The organism is Vibrio sp. E150_011 (assembly GCF_053544015.1).
The window spans coordinates 79,694-94,698 of sequence record NZ_JBHFOL010000012.1; the positions used below are offsets into that span (position 1 = coordinate 79,694).

A 15,005-nucleotide genomic window follows, 5' to 3' on the forward strand; every position below is an offset into this window, starting at 1 on the left:
TACAATTCGGAACTTTAATACCGAATCGGAATTATATTTCCAAATACAATAGCTACTTATACTAATGCACTCGGCCTATGTACAACAAGACACCTATCCAATTAGTATTAAAAACAATCAACTGAATAGCCATATTGCTTGAAGATTTGTCACTTTTCATCGTGAACTAGCTTATAGAATGACACCCCAACAATTGAAGTCCAACCCAAAATGGTTCATACTATGCCCAAATTAAAAATAGTATGGATTTCATGGATAATCTCAACTACGCACAAAAACAAAGGCTTGCTTACATCGACTTTAAATTGATGTTTGTCGGCCACTTTACGCGTTCAGAAGTTGTAGAACATTTTAAGATGGGACTATCAAATGCCACTCGCGATATCAACCTCTACAAAGAAATGGCGGCCCATAACCTTACCTACGACAACGCTGAAAAACGGTACTTCAACACCAACGAATTTACTCCACTATTTAATCACAACACCAACGAAACGCTTGGAAAGTTGGCGAATCAACTCTCTGGTGAAGACAGTGTCATAAATGGGTTATCCATTCCGTTTGAAACCCCTAGCCAACTTAATGCACCAGATATTCATATAGTAGCTATTTTGACTCAAGCAGCAATCAACGGTAAATCTGTAGACCTCTGTTATGTTTCTCTTACTAGTGGCGAGAAAAAACGAACTGTCGTTCCCCACTCTATTGTTGATAACGGATTGCGTTGGCACATTCGCGCTTATGATTGCCAAACGAATGAGTTCCGCGACTTCGTTATTTCTCGAATTACCAAAGCTGAACTATCGGATAACGCCGTACTCGAAACTCAAACCATGCTCGCAGACAAACAGTGGATGAGATTCGTACCGTTAGAACTAGTACCTCACCCGAATAACGTAGATTACCCAAAAGCAATTGAACTTGATTACTCTATGAAGAATGGAAGACTCTCCATTGAAGTTCGCGCAGCATTAACGGGTTACCTATTACGGCGTTGGAATGTCGATTGCTCTGAGAACGCAACGCAAACGACGCCTGAACACCAATTATGGCTTGCGAATAGACCAACCTTGTATGGTGTCGACAACTTGCATCTTGCATCGGGTTACTCTGAATCTACAAGTACAGTTAATACTGAAAGCATCAATTAGGACGTAAACATGGCAGAACATAAAAAATACCTTGGCGACCTGATCGGCGGCAGCCTAATGATCACAGAAGCTCAGCTTATTGCCGAGCTGCTGCTTTCAGATCCAAGCAAAGAGCAATGGGATGATGCCATTGTTGATCAAAACATTCTTCAAAAGCGCTCTCCAGCATCGGCTAAACGCAATGCTGCAACGATAAAAAAGCGCATTGCCAACTTGGGAAATAAATTCCTATCAACTTTGGTTAACGCTAACTACGAAGAAGCGGCACAGTTAATGATGGCTGCAACACTGATTAACTCTCCGCTACTTGCTGACTTCATGTGTACTGTTGTGATGGACGCTAAGCGCATGTATCGCGAAAATATCGATATGAAAGATTGGGAATACTTCTGGGAAGATAAGTGCCGTATTTATCCTGACTTTGCTGATATGTCGGAATCTTCAACCTACAAAATTGCTCAGGTCGCATTCAAAGTCATGACAGACGGTGGGTTCTTAGAAAGTACAAAAACCAAAGTACTCACCAACATTTACATTACGCCAGATGTACGCCAACTATTGGTTGATATGGATAGAGACGACATCATCCAAGCTATGGAGATTTACTAATGCTCCAGTTACAACAACGCTTAGACAACATTCAATCACGCCTAGAAAGTGATGAGTTTCTTCAGAATAAGGAGCTTGGTGGTGAGATCGGCTTTTACATCTTCGACTATAAACCAGAGCATGAACTGGCAGTTCGTGAGCATATTGAGCTGTTAGAAAAGAAACTGTCAAACAGAGGCTACACCTTTGCCAGTATCAATTTGTTTGAGATGATCATTAAGTTGCTGGAATCACGCCGACTACTCGATAAGTCATTCAAGATGCAATTTGCGAAAGGCGATGAAGCACTCTTTAAAGCATTAAAAGGGCCATTAGAGCAGAATCGCGTTGCAGAATTCATAGTGAAAGAAGCCAACATAGATAATTGTGACTTTATCATGCTTCATGGCATGGGAAGTGTTTGGCCTATTGTCCGAGGTCACGGACTACTCAATGCGTTGCACGCTAAAGTAGGCCAAGTTCCAACTGTAATGTTCTACCCAGGTGAATATGATGGCGCGGCGCTAAAACCATTTGGCCGTATCGAGTCAAACAACTATTACCGAGCCTTTAAACTGGCATAACGTTTCTTTGAGTCCACTTAAAAAACGTAGTCGCACTAAACATAATCGGAAGAAGTACTCAGTTATTAAATAAGTACTCTCTGAAACAAAAAGTTAGCTAGGAAATCAAATGCAGTTACAGCAGCTATTTAACAAAGATATCTCGCGCCCAATCAATGGCGTTGTTAAAGCCGATCAGGTAGGTAATGAAACCGTCTTCGTCGAACTCGACGAGTATGTCATCACCGCTGAACTTAAAGGTCATATTGAGCAGTTCTTCAAATACTACATGCCCTCAGTAGACGACCCTAAAAAAGCCTCTGCAACAGGTAAGTCTGGTATTTGGGTATCGGGTTTCTTTGGCTCTGGTAAATCTCACTTTATCAAAATCATGTCGTACCTACTGAAAAACGTAGAAACCACACATGATGGCGTTACAAAGCGAGCGATTGATTTTTTTGAAGACAAACTAGCAGAAGATCAAATGCTGTTAGGCGATATGCGTCGTGCGATTCAAAAAGAAAACAACGTTATCCTTTTCAACATCGATAGTCGCGCAGACACCGACGACAAAGAAGACGCAATCTTAAAAGTATTCCTAAAAGTCTTTAACGAAAAGATGGGCTACTCTGGCGATCATGCGCACATTGCAGACCTCGAGCGTGACTTAGATGCACGTGGCAAGCTTCAAGAGTTCCACCAAGCTTTTGAAGCACTATCTGGTTCATCTTGGCTTGAAGAGCGTGATTCTTATGACTTCTACCGTGATGACCTTGCTCAAGCCTTCGCCAAAGTAACAGGTCAATCTGAAGAAGCAGGCCGCCAAGCGATAGAGCGCTTGGAAAACAACTTCAGCCTAGACATTCAAAACTTCTGTAAATGGGTTAAACAATACCTAGACGGCAGCCCTGAACGCCGCATTAGCTTCTTTGTCGATGAAATTGGTCAGTACATTGGTCAAAACACACAAATGATGCTCAAGCTTCAAACCATCACAGAAAGCCTAGGAACAATCTGTGAAGGCCGCGCATGGGTAGTCGTGACATCACAAGAAGACATCGATGCTGTACTGGGTAAAATGCAAGAAGGCTCGCGTAAGAACGACTTCTCTCGCATCCAACAACGCTTTGATCGTATCTCGCTCTCTAGCTCAAACGTAAACGAAGTTATCGAAAAACGTCTATTGGATAAAACAGCGCCTGCGCAAACTGCCCTAGCCGCTTTATACAATGAAAAAGGCGACATCATTCGCAGTCAGTTAAGCTTTGAACAAACGAACAAAGCGGAGTTCTCAAACTTCTCAGGAACAGACAACTTCGTATCAAGCTACCCATTTGCACCTTACCAGTACAACCTGATCCAAAAGGTGTTTTCTGGTATTTCTCAGGCAGGTGCAGCAGGTACGCACCTAGCAAAAGGTGAACGTTCACTAATTGAAGCTTTCCAAACGGCTACCAATCAATTTGTTACCGATGAGATTGGCCGTTTGATCCCGCTATACAGCTTCTACCCTTCTATTAAGAAGTTCCTTGATACAGCAGTCGTGCGTGACATTAACCAAGCATCAGAAAAAAGCTCTATTTCTGAGTTCTCGGTACAAGTTCTTCAAACGCTATTTATGATTCGTTATGTAGAAGAGATGAAATCGACAATCGATAACATCGTTACACTGTGTATCTCTGAAGTAGACCAAGACAAACGCCAGCTTCGTATCGACATCACTGATAGTTTAGATGCGTTAGAAAACAACCTATTGATTGCTCGTGAAGGTGATGAATATAAATTCCTAACTAACGAAGAAAAAGAGATCGAGAAAGAGATTCAAAATACCGACATCGAAACATCAGATGAAACGGCTGAACTCAGCAAGATCCTCTTTGAAGAAATTCTACGTAGTAGTAAAACGTACCGTTACCCAGAGAACAAACAGGATTTCCCTGTATCACGCTACTGTAACGGTCAACCTTTTGAAAAAGGCTCGATTGATAACGATCTACACCTAAAAGTGATCTCGCCAATTGATGCCAGCTACGATGACATGAGCGATGCCGTTTGCGGCAATGAGTCTTCTGATTCAATCTTGATCAAATTACAAGACAAGTCTCGTTTGTTCGGTGAGTTACGTACTTATATTCGTACTGCTAAATACACCAAGCGTAATGCTGGTCGCGATGCCGATATGGAGCTGCTCATTCGTGCGAAAGCAGCTGAAAACAGCGCTCGACGTAAACTTATTGTCACTGAGTTAGAAGAGGTCATTAAGCAATCAGACTTCTATCTACTAGGTCACAATTACAATACTAAAGGTGCAACCGCCACTGCGATTATCGACAATGCTTACCGCCAAGTAATTGAAGATACCTTCAATAAACTTAAGTTTGTTAAACCTTATAACGGTGACATTCGCCAACAAATTCAACAGACCTTGATTGTTGATGACCTAAGCCAACTAAATATCGACTTATCAGACGTAGAAGCAAACCCTCGTGCTATTTTCGAGCTAGAGCAACATATCTCTATCAGTGACGAGTATGGGCGCCCTCTTACCGCAGGCGATATGGTGAAGAAATTTTCACGTAGCCCTTTTGGTTGGAACGATAACGAAATTATCCTGATGATTGCTCGCTTAGCGGTAGCAAACAAAATCACACTACAAGCAAACCAACAAGATGTGCCTTTACGCAGCGCCTTTGACCACCTAGACAAAAATGCTAAGCGTGCCAATTTACGTATTCGTCGTATTCAGCAGCAATCAGAAGCAAACCTAAAAAAAGCAGCCAAGCTTTATAAGTCTGTATTCCACAAGAATGCGCCTGCGAATGAAAAAGATCTTCATGAGCAAGCGCTTCAGCTTCTTAAGGGCATGCTAGCTAAGCTAAAGGATTTCAAAGCGAAATCGACTACAGGCAAGTTCCCTGGGAAAAATGAAATTGAAGATGGCATTCTCTCAATTTCTTCCCTTGTTGAGCAACAAGGTAGCTATAAGTTCATCGATGAGTTCTTACGCCAAGGTTCTGATTTAGAAGAATTTGAAGAGGACTATGAAGAACTTGAAGTCTTCTATGAAAAACAATTCTCAACATGGCAAAGCCTAGCAAATGCTCTAAGCATTGAGTTTGCGAAAAACCGTCATCTACTTAAAACCTCTGAAGTTGCGAATACCGCATTAGAAAAACTGGAAGCGATTTATAACAATGAGCGTCCTTATGGCAAAATTTTCCAGGTGCAAGGTTTAATCGAAACCGTAAGAACCATAAATGACGAAATGCTGGTAGCTCGCCGTAAAGAAGTAGCAAGTAAACTTGAAGCCGCTATTGATGATGTTCAACAACACGTAACAGACTCAAAAGCGACAGATACCATCAGTAACGATGCACTTCGCCCATTGCAGCTGTCTCGCAAACGCTTAGAACACTTGACTAGCATCGCTGAAATCAATGAGGAGCTGAGAAACTCTGAAAGCTTAGTAGAACAAGCTGAAGAGATCATCAATGCCTTTATTGACCAGCAAATTAAAGCGGCTGAACGCCAAGCAGCCCTTGAAGAAGAGCGTCGTAAAAAAGAAGCTCAAAGCTCGCAGCCAGACTCAACAAAAGGCTCAAGCGCTGAAGGTAATGGAGCGTTAGACATAGAACCTACTAGCTCAACTCCTTATGGTGCGAGTGCAACAAAAGAACCATTAAAAGTTGCAGAACCAGTTGTAGTAAAACCTAAAGCTAAAAAGGTTGTGACCGTCAAAGCGGGGGCTGTATTCCAAGAGTTAGGCGATACCACTTATCTTGAAACAGAAGAAGAACTGGAAAACTACTTAGCTGCATTGAAAGCCCAGCTTTCCGAGTTGATAACTTCGAACCACAAAGTTCGAATTAAGTAGCTAAATACTCCCTCATTGCTAGTATGGCTTAGCATAAAGCAATGAGGGAGGCTTATTGATACCAAGTATTTATAGCTGATGGTGATTATGTTGTCGCAATTCAATATCAAGCCGAGTTTCATAAAAGAACTCATTGAAACCAATAACTATGACCTGATTAAAACTAACTTTGTTTTTTTTAGTCAGTCTTACAATAGTTCTGAGTCCAGTAAACTGCTAAATCTTCTAGATAAGCATGAATACGTTCCGTTTTTCAACGAGTTAAATGACTCTTGTTTTGATGCTTCTTTAAGCGCAGATGAGCTGAACCTCTGGGTCGAAGTATTTAAAGAGAATGCTCACAATATCCTCATTGACGAGTTTTCTAGATTTACTCTGACGAACGATAATTCTCAAGTTTTCAAGGCTACTCTAGTATTTCATTTCAAGTTACATAACGTAATTGAACTAATACTAACCGCACCAGAAGACCAAGAAAGTCACACGTCTTTGCTTGATACATTCCGAAGTACGCAAGAAAAAAAGCAGAAGCTAACTCAAGAAATGGATCTACTCGACATTGGTAGCGATGAATATATCCATACACATGAGTCCTTGCTTGCAATTGAACACGAGTTGCTGCAAATAGCGAAAGAAGTGAAAAGTACTAAAGATAAGTCTAATTTTGCGGTTGAAAGAGAGCGCTTATGTGAGTTGTTACAACCCTTATTGACACTAGGCTTTCCTTATAACATCACATCTCTTAATGAAATCACTTCAATTAAGACCCTATATTCGTCAAATCATAAGATACTTAAAAGCCTCACTAGCCAATATTTATCTCTTAAAAATTCCGAAGCTGATTCGCTACTCAGTAAAAACACCCTAGATACGGTGTCGCAGTTTCACCATGAAAATAATGACGTTGTCGATTTTGATTTGTATCGATATCTGTATATTCCAATGATGCCTAACCTGCCATCTCTATTAACATCTATCGAACTCGCTCAGATTCACCTAAACGATCTGTTAATAACACTAGATCCAGAAAACGCTGAAATTAGTAAAGTAGCGGAATTGCCAGAAAAGCATAAAAACATAAAAAACTTCCGATTGTACAAACAAGGCGAACTCGCAATTTTATCAACGCGTAGAGGGGGCAAAATTTTAGAGTTCCAATCTATGGAAGAAGCGGATGAGTGGAGTCGGCAGTTTCAGCTGCTTAACAACGACGTGAAAATAACCAATGCACGCCCAGTTCCTAAAAAACCAAAGCTCACAACAGTAAGCCGAGCTTATTCAACCCCCGCACTAGGTAAAAGAACTTTAGTCGTCGGGAACGCAAACGCTTCATCAATTTGCAAGACCTGTAATGGCACAGGATTATGGGGAAATTGTAGAAATTGCGGCGGTAAAGGATTTTTGTAAAAAGCGCCTCTGGTGGGGTGGGTTAGCGAGTATATGAATCAAGAATCCACGCTTCCAACCAGAGTCCAATAGCAAAACTGTATTGTTAACTAAGATTCCACGCTCTATGAGCGTGGAAATCCAACCGAACAGATGAGAATTCGATGAACACTAATAAACTAAAATCCTACGCACCAAAAGCACGTGTTGCTTTCATGGAAGCAGTAAAAAACAGAGCGGCAAAACTCGGTATTTTCGAAGACAGAATTAGCGAGATCACGATTGACGGTGATAGCGCGATTATCGAGAAAGAGATTTACACTCGTAAACAAGGTCAACAGCGTAATCAGCTAGTAAAACGTATTGAAACGTTAGGCACGCACGATGGTAAATTCGACCACAAAGACGGCTATAACCAGTTTATTAACGAAACGGCCTTTACATGGTTTAACCGCCTTACGGCTATCCGCTATATGGAAGTTAACGAGTACCTAGACCATGGTTTTCGTGTGCTAAGTAAATACGAAGGCGCTCAGTTTGGCGAAGGCTTCGAGATATTAAACTCAGCGGCAGATGTGGCCGATGATTTAGGCTTAAACAAAGAACAAATCATCGACATGGTGCTTGATGGCAATAAAGAAGAAGAGCTTTATCGCACTCTCCTTCTTGGTCAGTGTCACAAGCTTAGCGAAGCAATGCCATTCATGTTTGAAAAGCTGGACGATGCGACCGAGCTATTACTACCAGACAACCTAACTAAAACTGATTCTATACTCAAATCTCTAATTAATAATCTACCAGAATATGAGGTTGAATGGACAAATATCGAGATCATCGGTTGGCTTTATCAGTTCTACATCTCTGAACACAAAGATGCGGTTATTGGTAAAGTCGTTAAGCGTGAAGATATTCCTGCTGCGACTCAACTATTTACCCCTAATTGGATTGTTAAATACCTAGTGCAAAACTCGCTTGGTCGTCAATGGCTTGCTACCTACCCTGACTCTGACTTAAAAGAGAAGATGGAGTATTACATCACCCCTGCCGAGCAAAGTGATGATGTGATTGAACAGCTAAAAGCGATTACGCCAACCAGCATTGATCCAGAAGAGATCAAAGTGCTAGATCCAGCTTGTGGCTCAGGTCACATCTTGGTGGAAGTATATGAAGTCTTACGTGAGATTTACTTAGAGCGCGGCTACCGCCTACGTGAGATCCCAGAGCTAATCTTAACCAAAAACATCTATGGTTTAGATATTGATGACCGTGCCGCACAAATGGCGGCATTTGCTGTTTTAATGAAAGCTCGCGAAGATGATAAACGTATCTTCACACGTGATATCAAGCTTAATATCCACTCAATTCAATCCACTGAAAACTTGAACATTAACCAGTTATGGGCCGATTTAGATCTTGATGGTAATCAGCAGTCGGGCGATGTAAGCGATCTCTTTGCTGCCACTCACTTTGCAGCGCCATCAGCAGAGAACAAGGTCTACTTTGAGCTGCTGAGTTACCTAAAAACTCAGTTTATTGATGCAAAGAACTTGGGCTCATTAATCGAGGTTGATAGCCAATACCTAGAATCTCTGACTACGTTGCAAGAAAAACTAGCTGAGAAAGAACTAGGTAATGAACCAACGGCAAAAGAAGCAGCACAAGCTCTATTACCTATTATTGAACAAGCAATTCTATTAGCAACTAAGTACGACGTAGCCATAGCAAACCCACCATATATGGGTTCAAAGGGCATGAATGCTGCGTTAAAGGATTTTGCTAAGAAATCGTATGTAAATTCAAGGTTCGACCTATTTTCTATTTTTATGGAGCGTGTATTTAGCTTTTTAAAAGTTGGAGGGGATAACGCTCAGGTAAATATGCAGTCATGGATGTTTTTATCTAGTTTTGAAAAATTACGAGAATCAATGTTAAATACAAAAACAATAATTACTATGGCTCACCTTGGTTCTCGGGCATTTAGCCAAATTTCAGGAGAAGTAGTACAAACTACAGCTTGGGTGATAAATAAAAAGCATATTGATAATTTTAAACCATCCTTTCTTCGATTAATTGAAGGAAATGAAAACGACAAAAAGCAAGCATTACTATCAAAACACAATCTATTTAACAAAAGCACACAAGAAGACTTTAAAAAGTTACCTAGCAGTCCTATATCTTATTGGTTTTCGTCAAATATACATCGTGTATTTGACGAGAATACTATGTTGAAGGATTTGCATCATCCGAGACAAGGTAATACTACTACAAATAATGATAAGTTTGTACGATCTTGGTGGGAGCTTGATTCACAGAATATTGGGTTGTCGCATAATTCAGCAAGTGAATTGATTGAAAACAAAACAAAGTGGGTTCCATATAACAAAGGGGGGGGGAATAGGAAATGGTACGGGCTTAATGAGTCTGTTGTTAACTGGGAAAATAATGGCGAAGAAATAAAAGCAATAAAACATTCAGTTGTTGCGAATGAAGCTATGTATTTCAAGCCAGGAATCACTTGGTCGACAGTTTCAACAAGTAAGTCACCTGGTTTTAGAAGATACAAAAATGGATTTGTTTTTGACAATAAAGGAGCTAGCATTTCAATTAATGAAGATAATAATGCTAGTTTTATTCTTGCAATATTAAACTCTCTAATTGTTTCGGAGATAATAGGAGAGTTAGCTCCATCAGTTTCATTACAACCAGGCGACATAGCTAAAACACCGATCATAACCAATGTAGATCAAGAATTAAAGAAGACGATTATTCATCGTGCTTCAGAGCTTGAAGAAATCACTAGAAAAGATTGGAATAGTCAAGAAATCTCTTGGGATTTCGAACAGCTAACAATAGGAATTTCAAACAGCATATCTTTAAGAGAAACGTTTACAAACACTCTAAAAGAAAATAGAACAACGGTTGAAAATGTAAAACAGTTAGAACAATCTAACAACAATGACTTAGCTAAACTTTATCGCATTGAAAATGATGTGAATACAGTCGTTAATGATGAAGATATCACATTAAATATAAATCCGATTTATAGGTTCAAAGGTATTTCTGAGTACGATATCCAAGTGAATAAATTTTATTGTCAATCAAATGTTTCATTAATAAGCTACGCTTTAGGCTGCATATTGGGCCGCTACTCTATTGATCGCGAAGGCCTAGTTTATGCATATTCAGGAAACAACGGCTTCAAAGACCTAGTTGAAGAAGGTGCATACAAGACCTTCCCTGCTGATGATGACGGCATTGTGCCTTTAGCTGATGAAGATTGGGTGTTTGAAGATGATGCCACTACCCGCTTCCGAGAATTTGTGAAAGCAGCTTGGGGTGAAGATCACTTACAAGAGAACTTAGATTTTGTAGCAGAAAGCTTGTGCCTTGATGCAATCAAAGCTAAGAAGGGTGAAAGCTCGATCGATACTATTCGTCGTTACTTCTCTATCCAGTTCTACAAAGACCATTTGAAGACTTATAAGAAGCGCCCTATTTACTGGCTCTTTAGCTCAGGTAAAGCGAAAGCATTCGAGTGTTTGGTTTACCTACACCGTTACAACGAAGGTACACTGTCACGCATGCGCACCGAGTATGTCACACCACTTATGGGCAAGCTTGAGAGCCGCAAGAACATCCTTGAAGACTCTAAAGCAACAGCGTCTGGTGCAGAACTACGCGCAATCGACAAAGAGCTTAAAATTATCGATAAGAAGCAAGCTGAACTGGTCACATTCGATGAAGAGCTAAAACACTTAGCTGAAATGAAGATCAACCTAGACCTCGATGATGGCGTTAAGGTTAACTACGGCAAGTTCGGTAACCTACTCGCTGACGTAAAAGCGATCCACGGTAAGAAACCTGAAGTAATCAAGTAACTACATTATGAGTTAATCCACATCGTTCTCGATGTGGATTCCTCTACAGCTATTTGAGCTAGGTAATAAACACCAACACACTCATAACCTATGCACCAAGAGTACTGAAGCTTAAGGTTTCTAACTTCCAATTTTAAATGGCACATAAATGAATGACATCGAACTAGCGTACCAAATTGACACTTCAGTAGGTGAGCAATACCAACACGCTTTCGAAGCCCGAAGCTTGTATAAAGGTTCAGAGGTACATTTCATCAGAAAAGCTCTCGAAGCATTCGTGTTTAACGCTCTCGATGAATATCAGCTCCCTATTTGCTCTAATCTGCATGACAATATTGAAACAATGAAGTCAAGTTCCGCATTCTCTGATGGTGTTGTTATTTTATGTCATAGTGTTCGAAAACTGTGCAACCAACAACTGCATTTCTCTTTAGCAAATAATTGGAAGGAGCAACAAACAACAGATGACGCCTTTGATAAATTTGAGCAGTTACTCTGCACTTACTATATTGCTATTGGTGGACGCCTCACTGAGTATGAGAGACGTAAACTAGATGATTGTGATTTAACAAAAGCAATTGAAAAAATATATGTCGAAGAAGATTTAACTAGCCCTCAGATTGCTAGCGTAGCCTACTATTGGTATGAGAAACACAAAGGCGAGCGTAACCCAGTCACTGGACAAGTGGATTCAATGGGTAACCCTTTTTTCTTGGAATCTGCTGCCGCCTTAATGAAGCAACACCTCAAGACAAGCGATGATTCTTTACTACGACTTTACTTGTGCTTTTTATGCGAGCCTGCGCTCATTGATAACCACTTTGAAGAATTGTATTTCATTGCTGAATCAAAAGTTGGGGAGGGAGATTTAGAGTACCTTAATGATCTAAACTCCGTTTCATTATTCACCCAAAAGAACGTTCAAAAAACGGCTGATTATTATCGGCACGCCTATGAAAATAGTAAAGAACAGTTGTCTGATATTCAACTGGTCGCTATATACACCTATTTTAGTGGTTTAGTTCACCTCTTCGAAGACGTAAAGGTAGATACTGATTTAGCTAAAGAAGCACTCCTAGCTGCTGTGAACAAAAATTCTAGCCAGGCTCTACGGTTTTACGCCACGGATCTATTTAAAGGCTCATTGTTCGATCAGGATTTCAATAAATCATACGAAGTCTTAGAACAACTCGAAGAACAAAATCCCAAGTGGGCAGCTGAAACAAGAGCAATCTTACAAAAGCAGTTTCAATTAGGACATATCTCCGACAACTCAGGTAAAGCACACGTGCCAATAAGTTCAACTAAGTCTGTAGGTCGCAATGATGCTTGCCCTTGCGGATCGGGAAAGAAGTACAAAAAGTGTTGTGCATAAAACATATAAATTAATTCAGTTGGTGTAACCATGAAGGCAACAGAAAGTAAATTATTCAAGTTCTTACAAAAATCAGCTCAATTCATCATCCCGATATACCAACGGCAGTATAGCTGGACTCAAGACCAATGTGAGCAGCTATGGAAAGATATCGTTCGAGCAGGAACAACTGATCTTGAAGCTCATTTCATCGGTTCGGTAGTCTACGTAGAACGAGGCTTATACAGCCACAGTGATGTACCTCAACTATTAGTCATTGATGGTCAGCAAAGACTGACTTCCACAACGCTACTAATCGCTGCATTAGTTTCAGAACTAAACGAGCGCAATACTGACAATACCCCCGTCATTGAGGGTACAAATGCTAAAAAGCTCAAGAAGTACTACCTTTGTAATGACGCTGAAGATGGCGATCTCTATTACAAGCTTCTATTAACAAAAGCGGATGATAAAGAGCTAAGAACAATCATCGACGGTGAAGCAAAACACGATGATGATGCCACTTCTCGTGTGATTCAAAACTACCAGTTCTTCAAAAATAAGCTGAGTAAACTCAGCAACGATAAAGTATCTGAAATCTACCTTGGCCTTCAAAAACTGCTCATTGTAGATATTGCTTTAGACCGTGAAAGAGACAATCCTCAGCTTATCTTCGAAAGCCTCAACTCAACAGGTCTAGACTTGAGCCAAGCGGATCTTATCCGTAACTTCGTACTCATGGGGCTTGAGCCAAAACAGCAAAACACTCTATATGAAAAATACTGGTTCCCGATGGAAAGCGACTTTGGGAACGGTGAGTACAGTTGGTTGTTTAATCAGTTCATGCGTGACTACTTAACACTTAAAACTAATAAGCCACCAAGAATCAACGATGTATATGAAGCGTTCAAAAAGTATGTAGGTAACTCTCATCTCGACATAGAAGATGTTGTGGCAGACGTGCGCAAGCATGCTCAGTTCTATATTGCCTTTTCCCTTGAAAAAGAAAAAGAGCATAAGTTACTTGAAGCATTTCAAGACTTAAACGCATATAAAGTGGACGTATCTTATCCATTGATACTAGAGCTGTATCATGATTACGATAGTCAAATTTTAACGCTCGATGAGTTCATTGAGTGTGTACGTCTCATTGAAAGCTATGTGTTCCGACGCTATGTATGCGACATTCCCACGAATTCACTGAACAAAACATTTGCTAGCTTCGCTCGTTCAATTCGGAAATCAAGCTATCTGGAGAGCTTTAAAGCTGAGCTTATCTGCTTGACCTCTTATCGCCGTTTCCCATCAGATTTAGAATTAAATCGATGTCTACAGCATAAAGATATGTACAACGTTCGCAGCAGAGCCTATTGGTTACGTCGTCTAGAAAACTACGATAAGAAAGAACGTATCAGCGTTGAAAATTATACGATTGAACACGTATTGCCTCAAAACAAAAACCTCTCAGCTAAATGGCAGCAAGCATTGGGTGACGAATGGCAATCAGTACAAGAAGAGTACGTTCATACCATTGGCAACCTCACATTAACAGGCTACAACTCTGAGTTGAGTGACCGATTCTTTACCGAAAAACGAGATATGGAAGGCGGTTTCGCAAACAGTCCATTAGCCTTAAACCAAAGCTTAAGAAACCATGAAACTTGGAACAAGGAATCCATTCAAGTTCGCTCTAAGCTGCTCTCAGATAAAATGCAGACAGTATGGCGATACCCGAATTTACACGAGGAAGTACTCAAACAGTATCAAACTCAGCCTGCGGAAAAATCGGCTTATACAATAACAGATCACCCGTACATTGCTGTAGGCTCCTCAAAGGAATTGTTCCAAGCCTTTAGTCAAAAAGTGATGTCGCTGGATGATAATGTAAGGCAAGAGTTTTTAAAGCTTTATGTCGCTTTCAAGCTGGATACCAACTTTGTCGATGTTGTCCCTCAAGCTTCTGGACTAAGGCTGTCACTCAACTGTAAGTTCACCGAGATTCATGATCCTAAGAATCTATGTAGAGATGTGACTAACCTTGGCCGTTGGGGTAATGGTGATGTTGAAATCAAAATCAGTGAATTTTCAGATATCCCCTACGCTATCCAACTAATCCAGCAAGTTGTTGATATGCAGGTTGAAGGTTAATATTCATTGAGTTAGAGCAAGCATAGCCTTAAAGCTGTGCCTTGCTTTACTGATACAAACAGA

Annotated in this window: 8 protein-coding genes; all 8 read left to right on the forward strand. The window is 40.5% G+C overall.

What is annotated here, in order from left to right:
• The first annotated feature begins 251 nt into the window (after nucleotides 1–251).
• Nucleotides 252–1,151 carry a WYL domain-containing protein gene (locus ACE1OE_RS17150; RefSeq protein ID WP_449211770.1) on the forward strand — a complete coding sequence of 300 codons (900 nt, stop codon included), beginning with the start codon at nucleotides 252–254 and terminating at the stop codon, nucleotides 1,149–1,151.
• Nucleotides 1,152–1,160: 9 nt separating this feature from the next.
• Nucleotides 1,161–1,760, forward strand: a complete 600-nt coding sequence (locus ACE1OE_RS17155; RefSeq protein WP_449211771.1) for a DUF1819 family protein — start codon at nucleotides 1,161–1,163, stop codon at nucleotides 1,758–1,760.
• Nucleotides 1,760–2,323: a DUF1788 domain-containing protein gene (locus ACE1OE_RS17160; RefSeq protein WP_102420195.1), complete on the forward strand. Its 564-nt coding sequence runs from the start codon at nucleotides 1,760–1,762 to the stop codon at nucleotides 2,321–2,323. The genes ACE1OE_RS17155 and ACE1OE_RS17160 overlap by 1 nt, the downstream gene beginning before the upstream one ends.
• A gap of 109 nt (nucleotides 2,324–2,432) precedes the next feature.
• A complete protein-coding gene (gene brxC, locus ACE1OE_RS17165; protein ID WP_449211772.1) occupies nucleotides 2,433–6,176 on the forward strand; it encodes a BREX system P-loop protein BrxC in 3,744 nt (1,247 codons plus the stop codon).
• A gap of 87 nt (nucleotides 6,177–6,263) precedes the next feature.
• On the forward strand, nucleotides 6,264–7,583 hold the full coding sequence (locus ACE1OE_RS17170; RefSeq protein WP_449211773.1) for a hypothetical protein: 1,320 nt from the start codon (nucleotides 6,264–6,266) through the stop codon (nucleotides 7,581–7,583).
• Between the two features lie 143 nt (nucleotides 7,584–7,726).
• Nucleotides 7,727–11,440, forward strand: a complete 3,714-nt coding sequence (pglX, locus tag ACE1OE_RS17175) for a BREX-1 system adenine-specific DNA-methyltransferase PglX (RefSeq protein WP_449211774.1) — start codon at nucleotides 7,727–7,729, stop codon at nucleotides 11,438–11,440.
• 148 nt (nucleotides 11,441–11,588) lie between these two features.
• A complete protein-coding gene (locus ACE1OE_RS17180) occupies nucleotides 11,589–12,815 on the forward strand; it encodes an SEC-C metal-binding domain-containing protein (protein ID WP_449211775.1) in 1,227 nt (408 codons plus the stop codon).
• Nucleotides 12,816–12,845: 30 nt separating this feature from the next.
• Entirely contained in the window at nucleotides 12,846–14,942 is a 2,097-nt protein-coding gene (locus ACE1OE_RS17185; RefSeq protein WP_449211776.1) for a GmrSD restriction endonuclease domain-containing protein, read from the forward strand.
• Nucleotides 14,943–15,005: the final 63 nt, after the last annotated feature.